At 71.7% G+C, this 22,872-nt stretch carries 20 protein-coding genes; 9 read left to right on the top strand and 11 right to left on the bottom strand.

Annotation, left to right across the window (positions count from 1 at the left end):
* Window positions 1-15: 15 nt before the first annotated feature.
* Window positions 16-897, bottom strand: a complete 882-nt coding sequence (locus OG885_RS25080; RefSeq protein WP_405735201.1) for an aminoglycoside phosphotransferase family protein — start codon at window positions 895-897, stop codon at window positions 16-18.
* Window positions 898-930: 33 nt separating this feature from the next.
* Between OG885_RS25080 and OG885_RS25085 the strand changes: the two genes are divergently transcribed.
* Together OG885_RS25085 and OG885_RS25090 are read left to right on the top strand one after the other, a co-directional pair.
* A complete protein-coding gene (locus tag OG885_RS25085; RefSeq protein WP_399962769.1) occupies window positions 931-1,584 on the top strand; it encodes a rhomboid-like protein in 654 nt (217 codons plus the stop codon).
* Window positions 1,585-1,594: 10 nt separating this feature from the next.
* The gene (locus OG885_RS25090) at window positions 1,595-3,001 is read left to right on the top strand and encodes an NAD(P)/FAD-dependent oxidoreductase (protein WP_405735204.1); all 1,407 of its coding nucleotides are present in this window, start codon (window positions 1,595-1,597) and stop codon (window positions 2,999-3,001) included.
* A 61-nt stretch (window positions 3,002-3,062) separates the two neighbouring features.
* On the opposite strand, the gene OG885_RS25095 is transcribed toward OG885_RS25090, so the two are convergent.
* From OG885_RS25095 to OG885_RS25105, 3 genes are all read right to left on the bottom strand, one after another.
* Window positions 3,063-4,556 carry an MFS transporter gene (locus tag OG885_RS25095; RefSeq protein ID WP_405735207.1) on the bottom strand — a complete coding sequence of 498 codons (1,494 nt, stop codon included), beginning with the start codon at window positions 4,554-4,556 and terminating at the stop codon, window positions 3,063-3,065.
* Between the two features lie 99 nt (window positions 4,557-4,655).
* Complete coding sequence (locus OG885_RS25100; protein WP_405735210.1) at window positions 4,656-5,636, bottom strand: zinc-binding dehydrogenase; 981 nt, start codon at window positions 5,634-5,636, stop codon at window positions 4,656-4,658.
* 52 nt (window positions 5,637-5,688) lie between these two features.
* Window positions 5,689-6,849 carry an NAD(P)-binding protein gene (locus tag OG885_RS25105; RefSeq protein ID WP_405735213.1) on the bottom strand — a complete coding sequence of 387 codons (1,161 nt, stop codon included), beginning with the start codon at window positions 6,847-6,849 and terminating at the stop codon, window positions 5,689-5,691.
* Between the two features lie 156 nt (window positions 6,850-7,005).
* Between OG885_RS25105 and OG885_RS25110 the strand changes: the two genes are divergently transcribed.
* A complete protein-coding gene (locus OG885_RS25110; RefSeq protein WP_405735216.1) occupies window positions 7,006-7,710 on the top strand; it encodes a pentapeptide repeat-containing protein in 705 nt (234 codons plus the stop codon).
* Between the two features lie 65 nt (window positions 7,711-7,775).
* Here the strand turns inward: OG885_RS25110 and OG885_RS25115 are convergent, their stop codons facing one another.
* The gene (locus tag OG885_RS25115) at window positions 7,776-8,276 is read right to left on the bottom strand and encodes a hypothetical protein (protein ID WP_405742861.1); all 501 of its coding nucleotides are present in this window, start codon (window positions 8,274-8,276) and stop codon (window positions 7,776-7,778) included.
* A gap of 67 nt (window positions 8,277-8,343) precedes the next feature.
* On the opposite strand from OG885_RS25115, the gene OG885_RS25120 reads away from it, so the two are divergent.
* Both OG885_RS25120 and OG885_RS25125 read left to right on the top strand, forming a co-directional pair.
* Window positions 8,344-9,750: a M1 family metallopeptidase gene (locus OG885_RS25120; protein ID WP_405735219.1), complete on the top strand. Its 1,407-nt coding sequence runs from the start codon at window positions 8,344-8,346 to the stop codon at window positions 9,748-9,750.
* Window positions 9,751-9,886: 136 nt separating this feature from the next.
* Window positions 9,887-12,253: an ATP-binding protein gene (locus OG885_RS25125; protein ID WP_405735221.1), complete on the top strand. Its 2,367-nt coding sequence runs from the start codon at window positions 9,887-9,889 to the stop codon at window positions 12,251-12,253.
* A 256-nt stretch (window positions 12,254-12,509) separates the two neighbouring features.
* On the opposite strand, the gene OG885_RS25130 is transcribed toward OG885_RS25125, so the two are convergent.
* The 3 genes from OG885_RS25130 to OG885_RS25140 all read right to left on the bottom strand — a co-directional run bounded on the left by OG885_RS25130 (window position 12,510) and on the right by OG885_RS25140 (window position 15,947).
* Window positions 12,510-14,057 carry a M4 family metallopeptidase gene (locus OG885_RS25130; protein ID WP_405742863.1) on the bottom strand — a complete coding sequence of 516 codons (1,548 nt, stop codon included), beginning with the start codon at window positions 14,055-14,057 and terminating at the stop codon, window positions 12,510-12,512.
* 298 nt (window positions 14,058-14,355) lie between these two features.
* A complete protein-coding gene (locus OG885_RS25135; RefSeq protein ID WP_405735224.1) occupies window positions 14,356-15,297 on the bottom strand; it encodes a GNAT family N-acetyltransferase in 942 nt (313 codons plus the stop codon).
* A 74-nt stretch (window positions 15,298-15,371) separates the two neighbouring features.
* Window positions 15,372-15,947, bottom strand: coding sequence for a TerD family protein (locus OG885_RS25140; protein ID WP_230221891.1), 576 nt, complete (start codon window positions 15,945-15,947; stop codon window positions 15,372-15,374).
* Window positions 15,948-16,104: 157 nt separating this feature from the next.
* On the opposite strand from OG885_RS25140, the gene arfB reads away from it, so the two are divergent.
* Together arfB and OG885_RS25150 are read left to right on the top strand one after the other, a co-directional pair.
* On the top strand, window positions 16,105-16,542 hold the full coding sequence (gene arfB, locus OG885_RS25145) for an alternative ribosome rescue aminoacyl-tRNA hydrolase ArfB (RefSeq protein WP_329337734.1): 438 nt from the start codon (window positions 16,105-16,107) through the stop codon (window positions 16,540-16,542).
* 283 nt (window positions 16,543-16,825) lie between these two features.
* The gene (locus tag OG885_RS25150; RefSeq protein ID WP_405735227.1) at window positions 16,826-17,683 is read left to right on the top strand and encodes a sigma-70 family RNA polymerase sigma factor; all 858 of its coding nucleotides are present in this window, start codon (window positions 16,826-16,828) and stop codon (window positions 17,681-17,683) included.
* Window positions 17,684-17,711: 28 nt separating this feature from the next.
* On the opposite strand, the gene OG885_RS25155 is transcribed toward OG885_RS25150, so the two are convergent.
* Both OG885_RS25155 and OG885_RS25160 read right to left on the bottom strand, forming a co-directional pair.
* The gene (locus OG885_RS25155; RefSeq protein WP_405735230.1) at window positions 17,712-18,185 is read right to left on the bottom strand and encodes a GNAT family N-acetyltransferase; all 474 of its coding nucleotides are present in this window, start codon (window positions 18,183-18,185) and stop codon (window positions 17,712-17,714) included.
* A gap of 48 nt (window positions 18,186-18,233) precedes the next feature.
* Window positions 18,234-18,716: a flavin reductase family protein gene (locus tag OG885_RS25160; RefSeq protein WP_399962998.1), complete on the bottom strand. Its 483-nt coding sequence runs from the start codon at window positions 18,714-18,716 to the stop codon at window positions 18,234-18,236.
* Between the two features lie 398 nt (window positions 18,717-19,114).
* Here OG885_RS25160 and cdgB point away from each other — a divergent pair, with 398 nt between their 5' ends.
* Both cdgB and OG885_RS25170 read left to right on the top strand, forming a co-directional pair.
* Entirely contained in the window at window positions 19,115-20,767 is a 1,653-nt protein-coding gene (gene cdgB, locus OG885_RS25165) for a diguanylate cyclase CdgB (protein ID WP_399962796.1), read from the top strand.
* A 117-nt stretch (window positions 20,768-20,884) separates the two neighbouring features.
* The gene (locus tag OG885_RS25170; RefSeq protein ID WP_405735234.1) at window positions 20,885-21,844 is read left to right on the top strand and encodes a CBM35 domain-containing protein; all 960 of its coding nucleotides are present in this window, start codon (window positions 20,885-20,887) and stop codon (window positions 21,842-21,844) included.
* Here the strand turns inward: OG885_RS25170 and OG885_RS25175 are convergent.
* Entirely contained in the window at window positions 21,841-22,770 is a 930-nt protein-coding gene (locus OG885_RS25175) for a 1-phosphofructokinase family hexose kinase (protein WP_405735237.1), read from the bottom strand. The two genes, OG885_RS25170 and OG885_RS25175, sit on opposite strands and share 4 nt — an antisense overlap.
* Between the last annotated feature and the right edge of the window lie 102 nt (window positions 22,771-22,872).

Genomic DNA, 22,872 nt, shown 5'->3' on the forward strand with positions numbered 1-22,872 from the left:
ACCCCGGCGGCCGGCTCACGCGCCCCGCAACCGCCGTACGATCTCCAGCTGTTCCGGCTCCAACGGGCGGCCGTCCTCGATCTCCCAGAGACAGTTCTGGAGCACCCGCCCGAGCGTCCAGGCACGCGCGCGTGCCCGGTCCAGGCCCAGGACGTCTGTCAGGGCGTCGAAGCGCCAGCGCACCTCACCGGGGTCGAAGCGGTTGTCGATCGCGGGCAGCAGGTCGAAGCCGGGGTCGCCGGCGAGGGGCTTGGGATCGATGGCGAGCCAGTCCGCGCGGTCGGCGCCGAGGACGTTGTCGTAGTGCAGGTCCCAGTGCAGCAGCCGGTCGCCGGGCTCGTCCACGACCTCCCCTACGGCGGCGGCGCAGTGGGCGAGCAGTCCGCGCGCCTCCTCGTCGGCGATGCGCTCCAGCGCCCACGGCGTGCGCTCCAGCATGGCCCGCGCGATGTCCCCCAGGCCGCGCATGCCCTCCGGGGCGGGTGCGGTGGTCAGGTGGGCCAGGAGGCGGGCGATGACGAGGACGGCCCGGCGGGAGTCGGGGTCGTAGGACAGCATGCGCCGCGGGTCGAGGCGTTCCAGGAGCATCGTGCCGGTGGCCGCGTCGTGGTCGAGGAGCCGTACCGCCCCGTCGCCGTCCCAGACGCGCAGGGCGACGGGCTCGCCCTCGCTCTCCTCGTCGAGCAGCTGCAGTTTCAGGACGGCCCCGGTGCCGTCGGTCCGCAGCACGGGCAGGACGAGGGCACTGACGCCGTGCATGGCCGTACCGTCCGGCCGCAGCCCCCAGGCCGCCAGGAAGTGCTCCGCCCGTTCCGGCAGTCCGGCGATGAACGCCCGCCCCGCCGCTCCGTTGAACTTCTCCTGCGCCGCCGCGAGTCCATCCGGAATGTCGATCACGCCGCGAGCGTATCGACGTGGGTAAATCGGCTCATGCGAATTAAGCGGGGTCTGCACCGGGTGTGGGGGTACGTGCGCGGCGCGCCGGGCACGTACATCTGGCTGGCGGTCCTGTTCGTGACGACGGTCGCCCTGCACCACATGTCGCCGGAGTTCGAGGAGCAGTTCCTGCGGCAGCGCTCGACCAACATCCGTGAACTGTCCAGCAATCCGGTGCGGGTTCTGGTCTCCAGCGCGATGTGGATCGACGGCGGGGTCTGGCTGCCGTACGCCGTCCTGTACTCCGTCTTCCACGCGCCCGTCGAGCGCTGGCTGGGGACGGCGCGCTGGCTGGCGGTCTGCGCGGCGGCGCATGTGCTGGCGACCCTGATCAGCGAGGGGGCGCTGCTGTGGGGGATCCGGCACGGGATGGCGCCCGAGTCGGCCGTCAACACCCTCGACATCGGGGTGAGTTACGCGCTGGCCGGGGTGGTGGCGGTGCTCGCGTATCGGATTCCGGTGCCCTGGCGCGCGCCGTACGCCGCCGCCGTGCTGATCGTCTACGGCGTGCCGCTCGTCACCGGCCGGACCTTCACCGACCTCGGCCACTTCACCTCGGCGCTGATCGGGTTCGCGTGCTATCCGCTGGTCAGAGGGCGCGCAAGACCACGAAATCCGAAGGAGACAGCGGCGGCCGTGGGGGGCTAACGTCCCCGGCATGAGCAGCTCGGCAAGCGCTGTCGTCAACGGCGGCATCTCGTTCTGGTTCGCGGACGACGGTCTCCCGGCGGTACGGGAGCCTCTCGCCGGGGACGCCACGGCGGACGTGGTGATCGTCGGCGGCGGCTACACGGGCCTGTGGACCGCGTACTACCTCAAGAAGGCGGCCCCCTTCCTGCGCGTCACCGTCCTGGAGCAGAAGTTCTGCGGCTACGGCGCCTCGGGACGCAACGGCGGCTGGCTCTACAACGGCATCGCGGGCCGCGACCGCTACGCGAAGCTGCACGGCCACGAGGCGGCGGTGCGGTTGCAGCGGGCGATGAACGACACCGTCGACGAGGTCGTCCGGGTCGCCGAGGCCGAGGGCATCGACGCGGACGTCCACAAGGGCGGGGTGCTGGAAGTCGCCCGTACACCCGCCCAGTTGGCCCGCCTCAAGGACTTCCACGCGCACGAACTGTCGTACGGCGAGAAGGACCGCGAGCTGTACGACGCCCGCGGGACGGCCGAGCGGATCCGGGTCGCGGACGCCGTCGGCTCCTCCTGGACCCCGCACGGTGCCCGCCTGCACCCCGTGAAGCTGGTGAAGGGCCTGGCCGCGGCCGTCGAGGCGCTCGGGGTGGTCATCCACGAGGGCACGCCGGTGACGGAGATCAGGCCGAAGCACGCGGTGACGCCGTACGGCACGGTCCGCGCCCCGTACGTCCTGCGCTGCACCGAGGGCTTCACGGCGAGCCTGAAGGGACAGCGCCGGACCTGGTTGCCGATGAACTCGTCGATGGTGGTCAGCGAACCTCTCACGGACGACCAATGGGAGACGATCGGCTGGGACGGACGCCAGGCACTCGGCGACATGGCACACGCGTACATGTACGCGCAGCGCACCGCCGACGGGAGGATCGCCCTCGGCGGACGCGGGGTGCCGTACCGCTTCGCCTCGCGGACGGACAACGACGGCCGGACCCAGGAAGCGACGGTCGAGGCACTGCGCGACATCCTCGTGAGCTTCTTCCCCTCACTGGCCGGGCACGCGGTCGAACACGCCTGGTCGGGCGTGCTGGGCGTACCGCGCGACTGGTGCGCGACGGTCACGCTGGATCGGGCTACGGGCCTCGGCTGGGCCGGCGGCTATGTCGGCTCGGGGGTGGCGACGACGAACCTTGCGGCTAGGACGCTTCGGGATCTCGTGCAACTGGACTCCGGGCAGGGTGGGAAGACCGAGCTGACGGACCTGCCGTGGGTGGGGCACAAGGTGCGCAAGTGGGAGCCGGAGCCGTTCCGTTGGCTCGGGGTGCAGGGCATGTACGCGACGTACCGGGCGGCGGACCGGCGGGAGTCGCGGTTGCGTACGGCGGAGTCCTCGAGGCTGGCACGGGTCGCGGATCGGGTTTCGGGGCGGCACTGAGCGTTGTTGTCTGCGGGGCAGTTGTGGCTGGTCGCGCAGTTCCCCGCGCCCCTGAGGTGGGTCATGCGGCCGTTTTTGATGGTGGAACCAGTGTTGGTGCTCCCTGCGCCGTCGGCCTCGCCGTCACCATCAGTGCCGCCACCACCCCCGCCAGCAGCATGATCCCCGCCGCCCACCAGATCGCGACCGTGTATCCGTGCACGACCGCCTCCTTCGAGACCAGGTCCTGGTCGGCGCCGCGGGTCAGATGGGCTGTGAGATAGGCCGTGCTGCTGGTGGTGGCGATCGTGTTGAGCAGGGCCGTGCCGATCGAACCGCCCACCTGCTGGGAGGTGTTGACGGTGGCCGAGGTGACGCCGGAGTCCTGCGGGGCGACGCCCGCGGTCGCGGTGGCGAAGACCGGCATGAAGGTGAGGCCCATGCCGAGGCCCATGAGAATCAGGGCCGGGAGGATCTCCGTCGTGTAGTCGGAGTGGACCGTCATGCGGGTCAGGATCACCATGCCGGTCGCGGCGAGGACCATGCCGGGAGCCATCAGCAGCCGGGGCGGCACGCGGTTCATCAGACGGGCCGAGATCTGGGTGGAGCCGATGATGATCGCGGCCGTGAGGGGCAGGAAGGCCAGGCCGGTCTTGACGGGTGAGTAGGCGAGGATCACCTGGAGGTAGTAGGTCATGAACAGGAACAGGCCGAACATGCCGATGACGGCGAGGCCCATGGTCAGGAAGCAGCCGGCCCGGTTGCGGTCCTTGACGATGTGCAGGGGGAGCAGCGGCACGGGGGCCCTGGTCTGCCACCACACGAAGGCCGTCAGCAGGACCACGCCGGCCGCGAAGAGACCCAGCACCAGGGGGTCCGTCCAGCCGCGCGGCTGCGCCTCGCTGAAGCCGTAGACGATGGCGACCAGTCCGCCGCAGCCCAGCACCGCGCCGGGCACGTCCAGGCGGACGTCCGCGTGTCCGGGGCGGTCGTGGAGAAGGGCGAGGGCGCCGAAGACGGCGACGACGGCGATGGGGACGTTGACGTAGAGACACCAGCGCCAGTCGAGGTACTCGGTGAGCAGCCCGCCGACGATGAAGCCGATGGCGGAGCCGGAGCCCGCGAGGGCGCCGTAGATGCCGAAGGCCTTGCCGCGTTCCTTGGGGTCGGTGAAGGTCGTGGTGAGCAGGCTGAGCGCGGAGGGCGCCAGGACCGCGGCGAAGACGCCCTGGAGCGCTCGGGCGCCGAAGAGCATGCCGGAGTTCTGGGCCGCGCCGCCGAGGGCGGAGGCGGCGGCGAAGCCGATGAGGCCGATGACGAACGTGCGCTTGCGGCCCACGAGGTCCGCGATCCGGCCACCGAGCAGCAGGAGGCCGCCGAAGGCGAGGGTGTAGGCGGTGATCACCCATTGCCGGTTGGCGTCGGACATGCCCAGGTCCTCCTGCGCGGAGGGGAGGGCGATGTTCACGATGGTGGCGTCGAGGACGACCATCAGCTGGGCGAGGGCGATGATCACCAGGCCCCACCAGCGGCGGGGGTCGGCCTGATCCGGTTCACCTGTTCGGGTGACACTCACCCCGCCAGAAGACCATGAATCGGGAGGTATCGCATCCGCGAGCGGCGCCTCGTGGATGGATGGCTCATGGACGGTTCGTGGTCCGCGCCTCGCGCCGGCTCATGGTTCGAGGATGACCTTCCCGGTGGTCCCCCGTGTCTCCAGTGCCCGGTGTGCGGCGGCCGCCTCGGCGAGCGGGAAGCGCTGCACGGCCGGGGTGAGGCGGCCCGCGGCGGCCTCGGCGAGGGCGCGCAGTTCCAGCGTGCGGACGGGGTTGGGGCCGCCGGCCTTCCGCATCATCACGGCGCCGAGGACCTGCTCGGAGACGCCGTCGACGAGGTGGGGCGCGCCGTCCTGGATGCCGTCGGCGGACCAGCCGAAGACGAGGTGCCGTCCGCCGGGGGCGAGCAGGGCGAGGGCCTCGCGGGCGACGTCCCCGCCGACGCCGTCGAAGACGATGGTGACCTTGTCGCCGCCGAGGTGCGCGCGGACCTTGTCCGGCCAGGCCGGGTCCCGGTAGTCGACGGCGGGATCGGCGCCGTTCGCCTCGACGAGGGCGGTCTTCGCGGGCCCGCCGGCGAGACCGACGACGGTGGCGCCGGCGTTCTTCGCGTACTGCACGAGCAGGGTGCCGATGCCCCCGGCGGCGGCCGGGACGAGGGCCACGGAGTCGGGGCCGAGCTCGGCGAACTGGAGGATCCCCATCGTCGTACGGCCTGTCCCGATCATGGCGACGGCCTCGGCGAAGTCCAGGTTGCCGGGGATCTCGTGGACCCGGTCGACGTCGGTGACGGCGAGCTCGGCGTAGCCCCCGGGGGCGAAGCCGAGGTGGGCCACCACGCGCTTGCCGAGCCACAGGGCGGCGACGCCGTCGCCGAGGGACTCGACCACACCGGCGACCTCGCGGCCAGGGATCGTGGGCAGGCGGGGCGGTTCGGGCAGCGGTCCCTGGACGCCCTCGCGCAGGGCGGTGTCCAGCAGGTGGACACCGGCGGCCCGTACGGCGATACGGACCTGGCCCGGGCCGGGGCGGGGGTCCTCGACCCGCTCGTGGACGAGGTTCTCGGCCGGGCCGAAGGCGTGCAGGCGGATGGCGTGCATGGAGGCTCCCTGAGCGGCTGCTGTGCTGCTGGTGAGCCCCCAGCCTTCAACCTCAAGCATGCTTGAGGTCAAGGGCGTTGCGGCCGAGGGCCAGGGACACGGCGGTCAGCGCGCTGTTGAAGGAGACCTCGGACAGCACGCCGGGGGCGGCGACCTGGTCGCCGGCGAGGTAGACACCGTCGCCCCGGTCGATGGCGGGGCGGTCCCGCCAGCTGGTGCCGGGCAGGTCGACGGCTCCGGTACGGCCGTTCGCGAGGGCCTCGCCGCGCCAGGTCACGCGGGTGCGCCAGCCGTCGAAGGCGAGGTCGAGGAGCTGCTCGGCGCGGGCGACGCCATCGGCCTTGGACTCGTGCGGGGCGAGCGGGATCTGGCCCTGGATCAGCTGTTCGCCGGCGGGGGCGAGGGTGCGGTCCTGGGCGGTGAAGCGTTCGATCCAGCCCGGGGAGTCGAGGTCGGAGACGGCGAAGGCGTCACCGCGCCGGCTGCGGACGGCGAGGTCGACGAGAGCCGTACGGCCGCTCGCCCAGGTCAGCGAGTCGTCCGCGAGGAGCCGGCGGGCGGCGGCGAGGGAGGTGGCGACGATGACGGGGGTGTCCGTGGGGAGCGTGTCGACGCGGGACAGGGTCTCCATGCGGACGCCGAGGTTCCAGGCGCGGGCGGCCATCCGGTCGACGACACTCGCCCAGCCGCCGACCGGGTAGTGCGCCTCGGGCGGCAGCTTGGTGGCGCGGCGCAGGCGTTCCTGTACGAACGCCGCGGACAGCGCGCCGGGGTCGTGGTGGAAGAGGGCGACGGCCGAGTAGTGGGCGGCGGCCCGCGCGGCCTCCTCGCCGGCGATACGGGTGGCCCAGGTCAGGAAGTCGGTGTCGACGGGGGCCTGCGGCAGCCCGGGGCGCAGCAGCTTCAGCATCGCGAAGGGCGGGGTGCGACGCAGGACGCCCTTGTGGCGCAGCCGCAGCCGGGCCGCCTCCAGGGGCGGCAGCGGGGCGAGCGGGCCGATGAGGTCGCGCTGCTTGAGCCAGGCCCAGTGCGGGCCGCCGTTGTAGAGGGCGTGCGGGCCCTCGTTGGTCCGGTACGGCCCCTCGGCGGTCCGGGCCCGCCCGCCGAGGGTGTGGTGGGCCTCGTGGATCGTGACCTTGGCGCCCGCTTCGGCGGCGGTGACGGCCGCGGTGAGTCCGGCGAGGCCGCCGCCGATGACGGTGATGCGGTGCATGGGTGGGTGTTCCTCTCGGTCGGGCGTGGGTGTCCGATGTGTGGGCTGCTGCGGATACGACGTCCGCGCGCGCCGGAATGTGACATCAGGGGCGTCTTCGCAGGTAAGGGCGTTGGTCCCGGGGCGTTGTCAGTGGCGGGGTGCACCATGGGGGGCATGGCGAGGCGAGCGGTGGGCGGGACGGGCGGGGCGGGCAGGACGGGCGGGGCCGGTGTGAAGGCGGCGCGGCGGCCGGAGGTGCGCCTGCCGACGCTGGAGGCGTACACCGGCGGGGAACTGGAGCCGGACGGGGACTACGACGGGCTGGAGTTCCGGGACCGGGACCTCGCCGGACAGGACGGCGGGGGCGCCCGGTTCATGGACTGCGCGCTGACGGAGTGCGCGCTGGACGAGACACGGCTGCGCCACGCGCGCTTCCTCGACTCGGTCCTCACCGGAGTGCGGGGCGTCGGCACGGACCTGTCCGAGGCGACACTGCGTGACGTCGAGTCGGTGGACGCACGGCTGGGCGGGGTGCAGTTGCACGGGGCGGTGCTGGAGCGGGTGGTGATCCGCGGCGGCAAGATCGACTACCCGAACCTGCGGGCGGCCCGCCTCAGAGACGTCGTCTTCGAGGGCTGCGTGCTGGTGGAACCGGACTTCGGCGGTGCCCGCCTGGAGCGCGTCGAGTTCATCGACTGCGCCCTGAGACGCGCGGACCTCACCGGCGCCACCCTCACCGACGTGGACCTGCGCGGCGCGGCCGAACTGGACATCGCCCGAGGCGTGGAGCGACTCGCGGGCGCGGTGGTCAGCGCGGCCCAACTGCTCGACCTGGCCCCGGTGCTGGCCGGGCAGATGGGGATCCGGGTGGAGGGCTGAGGACGTGAGGACGCGCCGGTCGCTCGGCGCCCGGGGGGCACCGCTCCTGCGCCGGCCGCCCCGGCTCAGCTCACCCGCGGGAACTTCGCCTGGAGGGTCCAGATCGCCGGGTTCTCGCCCAGGTCCTCGTGGAGGTCGGTCAGGTCGGCGAGGAGGTCGTGGAGGAAGTCGCGGGCCTCACGGCGGAGTTCGGCGTGGGAGAAGGTGAGCGGGGGGTCCTCGGCCGGCATCCAGTCCGACTCGATGTCCACCCAGCCGAAGCGGCGCTCGAAGAGCATGCGGTCGGTGGACTCGGTGAAGTCGAGTTCGGCGTACTGGGGGCGGGAGGCGCGGGAGCCCGCCGGGTCGCGGTCGAGGTGTTCCACGATGTCGCACAGCGCCCACGCGAAGTCGAGCACCGGCACCCATCCCCAGGCTGTGGACAACTCCCGGTCCGCCTTGGTGTCGGCGAGGTAGACGTCACCGCAGAACAGGTCGTGCCGCAGCGCGTGGACGTCCGCGCGGCGGTAGTCGGTCTGGGGCGGGTCGGGGAAGCGGTTGGAGAGGGCGTAGCCGATGTCGAGCACGTACGTGATGGTGTCACGCCGTCCGGCGCGGGACGTCCGTGCCTCCCGGCGCCCTAGGATCCCTGACATGTCCAGATCCGCACGCCTTGTCCCGGCCTGGGTGTCCGCCCTGACGGCCGCCGCCCTCACCCTCACGGCGTGCGGCGCCGGCGACGGCGAGGGCGCTGTGCGCGGCACCCCAGGGGGCGCCGGGGTCCGGGACCCGTACTTCCCCAAGGCGGGCAACGGCGGATACGACGTCGGCCACTACGACCTGCGCCTGTCCTACGACCCGGACACGGACCATCTGTCCGGCACCGCGGGCATCACCGCCAGGGCCACGCAGGACCTGTCCGCCTTCGACCTGGACCTGAAGGGGCTGGACGTCGAGGCCGTCACGGTCGAGGGAAGGGCCGCCCGCTTCCACCGCACCGGCCAGGAGCTGACCGTCCGCCCCCACGGCGGCCTCGACAAGGGGGAGACCTTCAAGGCCGAGGTCCGCTACTCCGGCACCCCCCGCACCCTCACCGACGCCGACGGCTCCGAGGAGGGCTGGCTGCGCACCGCCGACGGAGCGGTGGCCCTCGGCGAGCCGATCGGGTCGATGACGTGGTTCCCCGGCAACCATCACCCCGCGGACAAGGCGTCGTACGACATCACGGTCACCGTCCCGGACGGCCTGGAAGCCGTCTCCAACGGGGAGTTGAGGAAGCAGGAGACCGGCGAGGCGGGTACGACCTTCTCCTGGCACACGGCCGAGCCCATGGCGAGCTATGTCGCCACCCTCGCCGTCGGCGACTACGACATTCACCGCTCCACCGCCGGTGACCTGCCGGTTTACACCGCCGTCCGGCACGGGGAGAGCGCGAAGGCGCTCGCGCGGCTGCCCGAGATCATGGAGTGGGGCGAGGAGAACTTCGGGCCCTACCCCTTCTCCTCCACCGGCGCGGTCGTCGGCGGTGAGGACGACGCCGAGTACGCCCTGGAGACACAGAACCGGCCCTTCTTCCCCGGCGCCCCCGACACCGCGCTCCTCGTGCACGAGCTCGCCCACCAGTGGTTCGGCGACTCCGTCACACCGAGGAGCTGGCGGGACATGTGGCTCAACGAGGGGTTCGCGACATACGCGGAGTGGCTGTGGGAGGAGGACGAGGGCGGCGACAGCGCGCAGGACACCTTCGACCAGCTGTACGCGGAGGGGGAGGACGAGTACCCGGACCTGTGGTTGTTCCCGCCGGCCGAGCCGAGCGGCGCCGCACACCTCTCCGACGACCCCGTCTACCAGCGCGGCGCGATGGTGATCCAGAAGATCCGGCAGACGGTCGGCGACGACACCTTCTACGACATCGTCCAGGGCTGGACGGCCGCGCACCGGCACGGCAACGCCGACACCGACGACTTCACGGAGTACGTCGAACAGCAGGCGCCGGACGAGGACTTCGACGCCATCTGGGACGAGTGGCTGTACGGAGAGGGAAAGCCCGCACGACCGTAACGGTCACCGGGCGAACACAGAGCGGTCCCGGACGGTCGTAAAGGGGCACCTTGCGGAGGGCCGTCTCGCGCGTGCGTCGGTATACCTAGGGTGGGCGCCCCGGGTACGTATCCGGTCCTGCTGCCGAGGGGACGCCATGGACAGCCTCGTACCGCCGACGCTGTCGGCCCATGAGACGGACGACGCCGGACTGCCCGCCGAGCTCACCCGGTTCATCGGACGGGACGCCGAACTCGCCGAGATCCGTGAGGCGTTGTACCGGGAGCGGCTGGTGACCCTGATGGGCGCGGGCGGGGTCGGCAAGAGCCGGCTCGCGCTGCGCACCGCCCGCCGGATGCGCGAACGCTGCCCGGACGGGGTGTACTTCGTGGAGCTGTCCGAGCTGCGCGACCCGGAGCTGCTGGCCAACGCGGTCGCGGCGGTCGTGGAGCTGCCCGAGCAGTCCGAGCGGGCGGGCCGCACCCCGCTGGAGGCGCTGATCGCCTACTTCGGCAGCCGCCGACTGCTGCTCGTCCTGGACACCTGTGAACATCTCGTCGACGCCTGCGCGGTGTTCGTGCAGTCCGTGCTGCGCTACTGCCCGCAGGTCCGCGTCCTGGCGACCAGCAGACAGCCGCTGGACGCCCCCGGCGAGCGGGTGCTCCAGGTGATGCCGCTGCCGGTCATCGACCCGGACGACGACGCCCGGCCCGGCGCCGAACCCAGCGACGCCATGCTGCTGTTCGCCGAACGCGCGGCGGCCGTGGTCCGCGGCTTCGGGCTCACCGACGCCAACCGCGGCCTGGTGGCCCGCCTGTGCCACCGCCTCGACGGCATTCCGCTGGCCATCGAACTGGCCGCCGTACGCCTGCGGGCGCTCTCCCTCGAACAGCTTCTCTCCCGTCTCGACCACCGCTTCCGCCTCCTGTCCGGCGGCAGCCGCGGGGTGCTGCCCCGCCACCAGACCCTGCGCACGGCCATCGACTGGAGCCATGGACTGTGCACCGAGCAGGAGCAGTTGCTGTGGGTGCGGCTCTCGATGTTCGCCGGGGAGTTCGAGCTGACCGCCGCCGAGGAGGTCTGCTCGGGGCCCAGGCTGCCGCCGGAGGAGATCCTGGAGTGCCTGATCGGCCTGGTGGACAAGGCGATCGTGCTGCGGCTCGACGACGAGGGCGACGGCAGCGACGCCCGCTACCGGATGCTCGACACCATCCGCGAGTACGGCCGCGAGCGCCTCGCCGAGAGCGGCGCCGAGCTGGAGTACCGCACCCGCCACCGCGACCACTGCCTCGCCCTGGCCGAGGAGTTCGACGCCCGCTGGCTCACCCGCGACCAGGTGGTGTGGATGCGCAGGGCCTGGCGGGAGCGGGCCAGTCTGCGCTCCGCGCTGGAGTTCTGCTGCACCGAACCCCGCGAGGCCACCGCCGGGCTCCGGCTGGCCTCGGCCCTGTGGGGCCTGTGGCTCGGCACCGGTCGCACCGTCGAGGGTCTGTACTGGCTGGAGCGCCTCCTTCCCTTGTGCCCCGAACCGCACCCGTCCCGGGTGACCGCCCTCAGGGTCGCCGGCCACCTCAGCCTCATGTCCGGCGCCCACGGCCGCGGCCTGGAGCTGACCGAGCGCGCCGAGGACGCCTCCCACGAGGGCGGCGGACGCGTCGACGCGGCCTACGTCGTCTTCAACCGCGGCCTCGCCCACACCCTGGTCGGCGAGGTCGACTGGGCGCTTGAACGCCTCAGGGACGCCCGTGAACGGTTCGCCGGCCTCGGCGAACAGGGCGGCGAGGCATGGATGCTGGGCACGATGTGCGGGGCGCATCTGTGCGCGGGCGAGTACGACAAGACGCTGGCCACCTGCGAGGAGACCCGCCCCGTCCTGGAACCGCTCGGGGAGCGCTGGGTGCAGGGCTGGGTCGGCTGGATCCAGGGCTGCGCCCTGTGGGGCCTCGGCCGGCACGAGGAGTCCGCGGCCGTACTGCGCTCCGCACTCACCATGTGCCTGGAGATCAACCACGCCCAGGGCATCGCCTTCTCCATCGACACCCTCGGCTGGATCGCCGCCGCCGAAGGCCGCCCCGAGCGGGCGGCGGCGCTGCTGGGCGCGGCGGACCGGCTGTGGGAGAGGTTCCACGACCCACGGCTCGGCATCCCCGCCATGCACCGGGCCCACGACGAGGCCAGGGCGGTCACCCGCAGCGCCCTCGGTGCGCGCCGCCACGAGGAGCTGTACGCCGCCGGCGCCGCGCTCTCCCTCCAGGAGGCCGTGGACCGCGCCACGGGCGAAACGACCGGCGCGCGGGCGAGCGGCAGACGGGCCGCGGGACACGGCGGCTGGTCCGCGCTGACCGTACGGGAGCGGGAGATCGCGGACCTGGTCGCGGAGGGACTGTCGAACCGCCGTATCGCCGAGCAGCTCACCATCTCCAAGCGCACGGTGGACTCGCACGTGGAGCACATCATGGGCAAGCTCGGCTACGCGTCACGCACCCAGATCGCCACCCTCGCGGCGGCCCGGCCCAGCGCCTGACGCCGAGGGACCGCCCGGCGCGTGGTGATGATCCGCCGACAGACCACCGTACGCACCGGACGGCCTCGAGAGCCTTCGGCGGCACCGCCGGACAGGGCGATGCCGCCGTCGCCGATCACCAGGACGAGCGGGCTCTGTGGTCGCACCCCGCACAGTCTGGGCCACTCACCGGCCGCCCGCATCGGCAACAACACCCACTAGGGATACGTAAGTTGCGGACACGGACGGCATCGGTACGCCCACGGGTGCCGTACGGCTACTTGACGTTGACGGCCTTCCAGGCCGCCGCGACCGCGCTGTACTCCGCGCTGCCCGCCCCGTACAGGTCGCTCGCCGCCTGGAGGGTGCCGGTGCGGGCGCCCGCGTAGTCGGTCGAGGAGGTGAAGTACGTCGTCAGCGCCTTGTACCAGATCTGGTACGCCTTGGCGCGGCCGATGCCGGTGACGCTGGAGCCGTCGTAGGTCGGGGAGTTGTAGCTCACCCCGTTGATCGTCTTCGCGCCGCTGCCCTCGCTCAGCAGATAGAAGAAGTGGTTGGCGACACCGGACGAGTAGTGGACGTCCAGCCGGCCGACGGTGCGCGACCAGTAGTCGGCCGAGCCGCCGTCCTTGCTGGGCTTGTCCATGTAGCGCAGCGGGGTGCCGTCGCCGTTGATGTCGATCTTCTCGCCGATGAGGTAGTCACCGACGTCGGCGGAGTTGCCCGCGAAGAACTCCACCGAGGTGCCGAAGATGTCGGAGGTCGCCTCGTTGAGCCCACCCGACTCGCGGCTGTACTTCAGCCCCGCGGTGGCCGCGGTCAGCCCGTGGCTCATCTCGTGCCCGGCGACATCGAGCGAGGTCAGCGGGTGGGAGTTGCCCGTGCCGTCGCCGTACGTCATGCAGAAGCAGCTGTCGTTCCAGAAGGCGTTGACGTACGCGTTGCCGTAGTGGACCCGGCTGTAGGCGGCCTTGCCGTCACCGGCGATGCCGTTGCGGTTGAAGGCCGACTTGTAGAAGTCCCAGGTGACGGCGGCACCGTAGGCCGCGTCGACGGCGGCGGTCTGCCGGTTGGCAGGAGTGCCGTCACCCCAGGCGTCGTCGGCGTCGTGGAAGAGGGTGCCGGTCCCGGACGTACCCCCGCCCAGGTCGTACGTCTTGTGCCCACCGCGCGCGGAGTCGACGAGGTCGAAGCCCCCCGAGGCGGCGGCCGTGGTGCCCAGCGTCACGGTCCCGCTGTACTCGCTCGCACCGGTACCGGTGTCGATGCCCTGGTACTCGTAGATCTTCTTGCCGGTGGTGGCGTCGGTGATGACGTGCAGCTCGCTCGGGGTTCCGTCGTGCTGGAGCCCCTTGACGACGGTCTCGTAGGCGAGGACGGGCTTGGCGCCGGCGGCCCAGACCACCTTGCGGGCGGAGGCACTCGCGGAACGGCTCCCCGCGAGGGCCGACTTCTTCGCGGTGGCGGCGGATATCGCGGCGTCCGTCGACGCCACGGCTATGCGGGCGCCGGTGGCCTTGCTGACGCCCTTGAGCGCCCCGCCCTTCGCCACGTGTGTGACGAGGTCGCCGCCGAGGACGGGCAGACCGGCGTAGGTGCGCTCGTAGCGGGTGTGGACGGTGCCGTCGGCGTCCTTGACGACATCCCGGACGACCAGCGCCTCCCGGGCGCCGAGCCCGAGTTCGTCGGCGGTGGAACCGGCCGCGTCCTGCGCCGACTTGAGGGCGGCGGCACGGGCCGAGGCGCTGAGGGGGAGGGCGGTGGCGCCGTTGACGGACTCGGGGGCCGCGGTGGCGGCGCCGTTCTGCAGCGCGAGCACGACCATGGCCGCCGAGCCGATCAGGGCGGCGGCACGCAGACGGGTCGTACGGGAGATACGGGACTGCTGTCTCACTCGGTCTCCTTCGGGCCGGCCTCAAGGGTGTCGAGGCACAGGCGAGGCACAGGTGGGGCACAGAGTTGCGGCGAGCGAGGAGAGGGTGACATCCGGACCGGCCTGTTTGACAGGCCGCCGTCAAGACTTTACGTGTTCTTGTCCGAAAGTCAGTTTTCACAATCCGCTATGCGGACGTGTGAGACATGGTCAACTCTCCGCTTCTTAAGCGGACTTGGCGCCGGATCCGTCACTCGTCCCCGTCCAGCAGCCGGGCGAGGTCCGGTGGCCACAGGGCGTCCGGCGTGGCGCGCAGTTCCTCCCGGGGCCACCAGCGCCAGGTGAGGATGCCGTCCTCGGCGTGGGCGGCGGCGAGATGCGGGCCGGTGGGTTCGCGCCGGGGGCCGTGGGCGACGTAGATGTGCTCGTCCTGGTGGACGGGCCCGACCGCGTGCGTGAAGTCGTGTTCCCAGGTGCACAGCAGCGGTCCGGGTTCGAGGTCCGTCCAGCCGGTCTCCTCGCGCAGTTCACGCAGCGCACCCTCGTAAGGCGTCTCGTCCGCCTCAAGGCCTCCACCGGGCGGCGCCCAGTGCACCCCGACCTCGACGTTGTCGTACCGGAAGAGGAAGACCGCCCCGTCCGGGTCGAGTACGACGACACGGGCCGCATGCCGGGGCGTGCGCAGCGACTTGCGCAGGACGGCGCAGGGGCGGCCGAGTCGGCGGTCGGTGCGGTGGTCGACGACCTCGTAGCCGAGGGCGGTCCAGAAGGCGAGGCCGCGGGGGTTGTCGTCGAGGACGGCCAGCCGCAGAGCGGTACGCCCGGCAGCGCGGAACCGTTCCTCGACAAGGCTCGCGACCCGCTTGCCGTACCCCCGCCGATGCGCGCTCGCGTCGACCATCAGCAGCCCGATCCACGGGTCGGGGTCGGCCGGATCGGGATGGTGGGCGAGGGTGATCACGATCCCCACCATCCGCCCCTCGCTCCGGGCCAGCAGCACCTCCGCACCAGGATGGGCCAACTCCTCGGCCAGCGCGGCGGCCACCTGTTCCGGGCGGATGTCGTCCGGGTCGGGGAAGTCGCCGCTGAGGGCGTGGAACGCGTGGTTGGAGGCGTAGAGCGCGGTGAGTTCGGTGAGGACGGGGGCCGGGATGTCGTGATCGGCCGTCAGGGGCAGCGGTTCGAGGCGCACGCGGGGACGCTACCGCCCCCGAACGCCGCAGACCCCCGGCAAAAGCCGGGGGTCTCCGTGCGGTCCTACGTCCGTCAGACGTTGACGCCGAAGTCCTGGGCGATGCCGACCAGGCCCGAGGCGTAGCCCTGGCCGACGGCGCGGAACTTCCACTCGGCGCCGTTGCGGTACAGCTCGCCGAAGACCATCGCCGTCTCCGTCGCCGCGTCCTCCGACAGGTCGTAGCGCGCGATCTCGGCGCCGCCGGCCTGGTTGACGATGCGGATGTAGGCGTTGCGGACCTGGCCGAAGTTCTGCGAGCGGTTCTCCGCGTCGTAGATCGAGACCGGGAAGACGATCTTGTCGATGTCGGCGGGCAGGCCCGCGAGGTTGACGTTGATCGCCTCGTCGTCGCCGGCGCCCTCGCCGGTGCGGTTGTCACCGGTGTGGACGATGGTCTGGTCCGGGGTCTGCTTGTTGTTGAAGAACACGAAGTGTCCGTCGGAGTAGACCTTGCCCTGCGTGTTGACCGCGATCGCCGAGGCGTCGAGGTCGAAGTCCGTGCCGGTGGTCGTGCGGACGTCCCAGCCGAGGCCCACGGTGACGGCGGTCAGGCCCGGTGCCTCCTTGGTGAGCGAGACGTTGCCACCCTTGGACAGGCTTACAGCCATGGTTGGGAGTCCTTTCCCTCGTTTATGTACTGCCTGAAGCTACATCTACCCGTATGAACGCCGAGAGGGGTAGCGAAGGTTCCAGGTGTCTTTACTTTCTTTACCGAACAGACGGTGAACGATATTCGCGTGACGTGTGCCGGTCATCCGGGGGACCATGGACGGCATGTCCGGTCCCCACGTCATCCGCGGCTCCGTCTCGCTTCCCGAGGCCGAGCTCCAGTGGCGTTTCTCGCGCTCGTCCGGACCCGGCGGGCAGCACGTCAACACCAGCGACTCCCAGGTGGAGCTCCGCTTCGACCTGGCCAACACCGACGCCCTGCCCGAGGTCTGGAAGGCCCGCGCCCTGGAACGGCTGGCGTCCCGCCTCGTGGACGGCGTCATCACCGTCCGCTCCTCAGAACACCGCTCCCAGTGGCGCAACCGCGAGACAGCGGCGGTACGCCTGGCAGCGCTCCTGGCCGAGGCAACGGCCCCGCCACCCAAGCCCCGCAAGCCGACCCGCATCCCGCGAGGCATCAACGAGCGCCGCCTCCGCGAGAAGAAGCAGCGCGCGGAGACGAAGCGAGGCAGAACGGGCAGAGACTGGGGCTGACCGCGTTCGCCCGCCTGCGGCAGCGTCGTGGCCGCTCGCGCAGTTCCCCGCGCCCCCAGGCGGCACGACCCGCAGCCGCGTTCGGACGTGAGGGGACGTGTCGGGGGGTGTCCGCCCGCAGCGGTTGGCGCGTCAACACGGGCGCCCCTTATAGAGGACCGATTCCGCGCCGTTCCGAGGACGGACACCCCCCGGCGCGGCCCCGCCCCCCCCACAACCGCACCGCGCCGCTGTCACAACCCGCACCCGTCATCCGTCAACACCACGACGAAAGGTGTGACAGATGACGACCGACGACGACTTCCTCGCCCGCCGCTTCGAAACCCACCGCCCCCGCCTCAGGGCCGTGGCGCACCGGATGCTCGGATCGGCCTCCGAGGCCGAGGACGCCGTACAGGAAGCCTGGTTCCGGCTGAACCGCACCGGCGCCGCCGACATAGACAACCTGGCCGGCTGGCTGACCACGGTCGTCGGCCGGGTCTGCCTCGACATGCTCCGCACCCGCACCACCCGCGCCGAACAGCCCCTCGAACCCGAGGCACCGATACCCACCGACTCCACCGACGTCCCCGACCCCGAACAGGACGTCCTGCTCGCCGACTCCGTCGGGGTCGCCCTGCTCGTCGTGCTCGACACCCTGACGCCCGCCGAACGCCTCGCGTTCGTGCTGCACGACCTGTTCGCCGTCCCCTTCGAGGAGGTCGGCGAGGTCGTCGGCCGTACCCCCGCCGCCGCCCGCCAACTCGCCAGCCGCGCCCGCCGCCGCGTACAGGGCGCGCCCGCGCCCGACGCCGACGAGGTGCGCCGACGCCAACGTGAGGTCGTCGACGCGTTCCTGGCCGCCGCGCGTGAGGGCGACTTCGAGGCCCTGGTCGACGTACTGGACCCGGACGTGGTCGCGCGCACCGAGGCCGGCGTCACGGCGGGCGCCCTCGCGGTGGCGAAGGGCGCGACGCGCTTCGCGGCGATCGCCCGGATCGCGAGGCCCGCCCTGGTGGACGGCCGGACCGGGCTCGCGGTGCTGATCGACGGAAGGGTGGAGCGGACGCTGGCGTTCACGTTCGTACAGATGCGGATCGCGGTGATCGACATCGTGACGGAGCACGCGCGCGTGGCGGAGAGCGAGGTGGAGATCCTCTAGCGCGGAGATTCTCTGGCTTGGAGATCCTCTAGCTCAACGCCAGCACCCCCACCGTCTCCCCCTCCACCGTCTCCCCGTTCGGCCGGAATCCCAGCCCGAGATAGAAGTCCTCCGGCCCGTGCTCCCCCGGATGCCAGGTGACGTACAACTCCGTGCCGCCCCGTCGCCGGATCTCCGCCGCCACCGACTCCACCGCGAATCGCCCGTACCCGCGCGCCTGCGCGTCCGCGGAGATGTTCAGCCGCCACAGTCCGGAGCGGATGAGGGTGCCGTCGTCGGCCCAGTCGATGTCGAAGAAGGCCATGAGGAAGCCGACCGGCCGGTCACCGTCGACGATCAGACGGGGCCAGGCGGTGCCGGGATGGACGTAGGCCTCGGCGAGGGACTTCACCACCGGGGAGACCGCGAATTCCTGCTCGGGCCGGACGCGAATGCCGAGGGCGGCGTCGATATTGCGCGGGGTTATTTCTTCGAGGCGGGGGCCGGGGCCGTGCGTGATCATGCGCGGCACCTTAGACGGACCGCTCCACGGGGCACACGCGAATTACCGTCACCCCAACTGCCGATACCGCCCCTTGAAGTACGCGAGCGGCCCTCCGTCGGCGCTCGGCACGCGCGCGGTGAGCACCCGGCCGATGACGAGCGTGTGGTCCCCGGCCCGCACGCGCTGCTCCGTACGGCACTCCAGGGTCGCCAGCGCTCCGCCCACCAGCGCCGCCCCGGTGGCCTCGCCGCGGACGTACGGGATGTCCTCGAAGAGCAGCCGGTCGCTGAGCCGGCCCTTCATCGCGAAGCGCCCCGCGATGTGCCGCTGGCTCTCGGCGAGGACGGAGACGGCCCACAGCGGCTGTTCGTCGAGGAGGTCGTCCATGCGGGAGCCTTCCCGCAGGCTGACCAGCACCAGCGGCGGGTCGAGGGAGACCGACATGAACGCGGTGGCCGTCATGCCGACGTCCTCGCCCTTGGGTCCGTCGGGGTCGAGCGGCGGCTCGAAGGCGGTCACCAGGACCACGCCCGAGGCCAGCCGGGACATGGCGGCGCGGAACTCGTCGTTGCTCACCCCCTCAGGATGCCCGGAGGGGAGGACGGTGGCGGTGGGGGCTGTGTTCGGCACGTCGGGAACGCTAGTGTCCGCCCGGTACGCGCCGCATCGGACCTCAGCCCGAACTCGGACCTAGGACCCCCGACCGACCTCCTCATAGGCACAGCGCACATGCCGACAAACTTTGCGTTCAGTAAACGCACAGCGAAAACGCAGAAACACCACTCAATTGTTCATCTTTAGCTGTGACTTGAGTCACAAGGGGCATTAATTGTTGACCCTGTGTACCGAGTGAGCAGCGCGCTGTGATTCAGTGGCGGGGAAGCTGCCAGAACGATACGCCGATGAGAACCCTTGATTCGCTGCGAGGTCTCGGGGGGAGGGCGAGCATGGAGACCGAGTCGGAGCCCTACGTCCGCCTTGCCACTCTGCGGCAACTGCACCAGGTCATGGCGGACATGAACACCGCCCGTTCTCTTGCGGACACCCTGCAGACGGTCGCCGACGGCGTCGTCACCGGCCTCGGCTACGAGCTGGCGTGCGTCAACCTCGTCCGCCCCGACGGCGACCTCGTCGTCGCCGCCTTCGCCGGCAACCCCGCCGCCGAGGCGCTGATCACCGGCCGGGTCGGCTCCCGCGAGTCCTGGGAGCGCCGGCTGAGCATGGGCGAGACCTGGGGCGACCTGGTCTTCATCCCGCACACCGAGGGCTGGATCCTCGACGACGACGACGTACCGCAGTGGTACACCGACGGTCCCGCGCCCCGCTTCGAGGACGAGTGGCACCCCTCCGACCGGCTCTTCGCGCCCATGTTCACGCCGGGCGTGGGCGGCGGCTCGTGCGGCGAGCTGATCGGTGTGCTCTCGGTGGACCGTCCGCGCAACGGACGCAGGCCGGGCGCATGGGGTCGCGAAGCGCTCCAGATGTACGCGTTCCAGGCCGCGATCGCGATCAGCAACGCGCGCCTGAGGGCCAACATGCAGCGCGCACTGGTCAGACTCGAAAGGGAGCAGCAGGCGCTCAGGGCGAGCGAGGAGAGCTTCCGGCAGGCCTTCGAGTACGCGCCCTCCGGCATGGCCATCGCCGAGATGGGCGGCGACCAGCACGGCCGCATCCTGCGCACGAACGACGCGCTGTGCCGCCTGCTCGGCCGACCGGCCTCCGCGATGCGCCGCTACTCCTTCTCCGACCTCGTCCACCCCGAGGACATAGGCACCCTGCTGCGGACCTCGGCGGAGGGCGGACGCGCGGAGCTGCGCCTGGGCCGCCGTGACGGAACGTACGTCTGGGTCAGTCTCCGCAACTCCGTCGTCGCCGACGCCGCGGACGGCCCCCGGTTTCTCCTCACCCACGTCGAGGACATAGAGGACCGTAAGCGCCGCGAGCTCCAGCTCGCCCACCGCGCCTCCCACGACTCCCTCACCGGCCTGCCGAACTCCGCCGAACTGCGCGCCCGTCTCTCCTCCCGCCTCTGTCAGCGCCCCGCGCACCCCGGCGCCCTGGAGTCCCTGGACGCGGCCTACGGCCACCCCGCCTTCGACGCGCACGGCCACGGCTTCGACTTCCGGCCCGGCGGCGAGTCCTTCGACGCCTACGACCACCATGTGCACACCGCCGCCCCCGAGAGCGAGCACGACGACGGCACCAAGGGGCTCGCGGTCCTCTTCTGCGACCTCGACGGCTTCAAGTCGATCAACGACCGGTTCGGGCACAACGCCGGTGACGCGGTCCTCATCGAGGTGGCCCGCCGACTGACCCGCCAGGTCCGCGACGGCGACACCGTCGCCCGGCTCGGTGGCGACGAGTTCGTCATCCTCGCCGACGGCCTCGGCCGCGCCGACGCCGCCGACCTCGCCGTACGCCTGCGCAACGAGATCATCCAGCCCATCCGCGCCGAGGGCCGGGCCGTCCGCGTGGGCGCCAGCTTCGGCATCGGCTGGGCGCACTGCGGCATGACCGCCGACGAGGTGCTGAAGTCCGCCGACGAGCGGATGTACGTAGAGAAACGATCTCGTCCCAAACAGCACCGGCGCGCGGGCTGAGGCCCAGGTCAGTGAGTTGATGCGATCCGAGTCACCCGTTTGGGGCAGCAGGAGCGGGTAGGCTCGCCATTCTGACCCCACGTATCGCATCCGCCCGCACCGCTGAGGAGTACCTGGATGACGTCCGGCACCAACGGCGCGAACACGCCGCCCGAGGACGACGACCCGTTCGGCTACCTCTACGCCGACGGGCAGGCCAACGGCGCCCAGCCGCCGTCCGGTGGCTACGGCTATCCGAACATCGTCAACCGGACGCGCCCCGTCGGACAGCGCCAGTACGGCCAGCAGCAGCCGACCGCGCCGTACGGGCAGGTGCCGCAGCAGCAGGCCCCGCAGCAGGGGGCCTACGGCCAGCCGAACAACGCGCACTACGCCGCGCCCGAGACGTTCCCGGGCGGCGCTCCCACCACCCAGCAGCAGCCGTACGGCGGCAACGGCGGCGGCCGGGGCCGCGGCCCGAACACCAAGGGGCTGCTGATCGGCGCCATCGCGGTGGTCGCCGCGGTCGTCATCGGTATCGGCGTGGCCATGCTCGGCGGTGACGACGACAAGGACGCCGGCGGCAGCGACCCGTCCACCACCCCGTCCGCCCAGCAGAGCAGCGAGCCGAGCGCGTCGGCGAGCGGCAGCGCGGCCAGCGAGGACGACCTGCCGAAGATCGACGCGAAGGCGCTGTCGCTGAGCCCCGGCATCACCACCGCGACCGACGTCCAGGGCGCCAAGGCCGACGGCGGGATCTACCTCAACGGCTTCAACCAGGTCGGCTCCTCGGTCACCTGGAACGTCAGCGGCATCCCGAAGAGCGGCAAGTACACCCTGTACACGGGCTACAGCGTCCCCGGCAAGGACGCCACCGCGACCCTCTCGATCAACGGCACGGCCTCCAAGACCCCGGTCGGCATGGACAACTACGCCAAGGCCGCCGAGGGCGACTACACCAAGGGCTGGACGCAGACCTACAACTACGTCCAGCTCAACAAGGGCAGCAACACCATCAAGATCTCCTGCGAACAGGGCAACCAGTGCGACGCCCTCCTCGACCAGCTCTGGCTGGTGAACGGCTGGGTCGACTCCTAGGCCGCGTTGACCTCGCCGGTCACCGCGATCCGGTCCAGCAGCTCCTCGTAGACCCCCCGGTCGAACTCGCCCGCCGCCGGCGCCGCGACTGTCGCCGCGGACAGGGCGACCGCGCGGGCCAGCCGGTCGGGCCAGGGCAGGTGGTCCACCAGCCCCGACAGCAGTCCCGCGACCGCCGAGTCGCCGGCGCCCGTCGGGTTGCCGTGGAGGCGGGCCGGCGGGGTGGCGCGCCAGCGGCCTTCGGGGGTGGCGGCGAGCAGTCCGTCGGTGCCGAGCGAGGCGACGACCGCGTGGGCGCCGCGCCGACGGGCGTCCTGGGTGGCCCGCTGCGGCTCGTGGGAGCCGGTCAGTTCGGCGAGTTCGTCGGCGTTCGGCTTGATGAGGTCCGGGCGGGCGGCGACCCCGCGGCGCAGCGGCTCCCCGCTGGTGTCGAGGAGGACCGGCACTCCGGCCGCGCGCGCGGTGCGGACCAGTCCGGCGTACGCGCCCACCGGTACGCCCGGCGGCAGACTGCCGCACAGGGCCACCGCGTCGGCCGACGCGAGGAGATCCTCGTACGCCTCCTGGAAGGCCGACCACTCTGGCGGTGTGACCACCGGGCCCGGCTCGTTGAGCTGGGTCGTGTCGCCGGTGCGCTCGTCGACGACGGCGATGGTGCGGCGGGTGGCGCCGGAGACCGGGAGCAGCGCGTCGACCACGCCGGACGTCACCGCCAGTCGGTCCTGGACGACGCGGCCGGTGGCGCCGCCAGTGAAGCCGGTGACCGTCACCTCGTGGCCGAGGGCGGCGAGTACGCGGGCCACGTTCAGGCCCTTGCCGCCGGGGCGTTCGATGACCTCGGAGACCCGATGGGAGGCGTGCGGCGTCAGGGTCCGGACGCGGTAGGTGAGGTCGAGAGCGGTGTTCAGCGTGACCGTGAGGATCACCTGGGCCGACCTCCCCCGAAGACGTTGCTGAGCCGTTTGGTGGGGTGATCATGCCAAACGGACGGCGGTCGGCCCAGTCTCCCAGGCCAACCGCCGCGCTCA

Origin of the sequence: Streptomyces sp. NBC_00028, assembly GCF_045041065.1 — a bacterium.
GTDB lineage: Bacteria > Actinomycetota > Actinomycetes > Streptomycetales > Streptomycetaceae > Streptomyces.

Bases quoted from the DNA above. Each gene is read 5' to 3' on its own strand.
- OG885_RS25085 (WP_399962769.1), top strand. From the start codon at position 931: ATGCGAATTAAGCGGGGTCTGCACCGGGTGTGGGGGTACGTGCGCGGC.
- OG885_RS25090 (WP_405735204.1), top strand. From the start codon at position 1,595: ATGAGCAGCTCGGCAAGCGCTGTCGTCAACGGCGGCATCTCGTTCTGG.
- OG885_RS25100 (WP_405735210.1), bottom strand. From the start codon at position 5,636: ATGCACGCCATCCGCCTGCACGCCTTCGGCCCGGCCGAGAACCTCGTC.
- OG885_RS25105 (WP_405735213.1), bottom strand. From the start codon at position 6,849: ATGCACCGCATCACCGTCATCGGCGGCGGCCTCGCCGGACTCACCGCG.
- OG885_RS25110 (WP_405735216.1), top strand. From the start codon at position 7,006: ATGGCGAGGCGAGCGGTGGGCGGGACGGGCGGGGCGGGCAGGACGGGC.
- OG885_RS25120 (WP_405735219.1), top strand. From the start codon at position 8,344: ATGTCCAGATCCGCACGCCTTGTCCCGGCCTGGGTGTCCGCCCTGACG.
- OG885_RS25125 (WP_405735221.1), top strand. From the start codon at position 9,887: ATGGACAGCCTCGTACCGCCGACGCTGTCGGCCCATGAGACGGACGAC.
- OG885_RS25130 (WP_405742863.1), bottom strand. From the start codon at position 14,057: ATGGTCGTGCTCGCGCTGCAGAACGGCGCCGCCACCGCGGCCCCCGAG.
- OG885_RS25140 (WP_230221891.1), bottom strand. From the start codon at position 15,947: ATGGCTGTAAGCCTGTCCAAGGGTGGCAACGTCTCGCTCACCAAGGAG.
- arfB (WP_329337734.1), top strand. From the start codon at position 16,105: ATGGACGGCATGTCCGGTCCCCACGTCATCCGCGGCTCCGTCTCGCTT.
- OG885_RS25150 (WP_405735227.1), top strand. From the start codon at position 16,826: ATGACGACCGACGACGACTTCCTCGCCCGCCGCTTCGAAACCCACCGC.
- OG885_RS25155 (WP_405735230.1), bottom strand. From the start codon at position 18,185: ATGATCACGCACGGCCCCGGCCCCCGCCTCGAAGAAATAACCCCGCGC.
- OG885_RS25160 (WP_399962998.1), bottom strand. From the start codon at position 18,716: ATGTCCCGGCTGGCCTCGGGCGTGGTCCTGGTGACCGCCTTCGAGCCG.
- cdgB (WP_399962796.1), top strand. From the start codon at position 19,115: ATGGAGACCGAGTCGGAGCCCTACGTCCGCCTTGCCACTCTGCGGCAA.
- OG885_RS25170 (WP_405735234.1), top strand. From the start codon at position 20,885: ATGACGTCCGGCACCAACGGCGCGAACACGCCGCCCGAGGACGACGAC.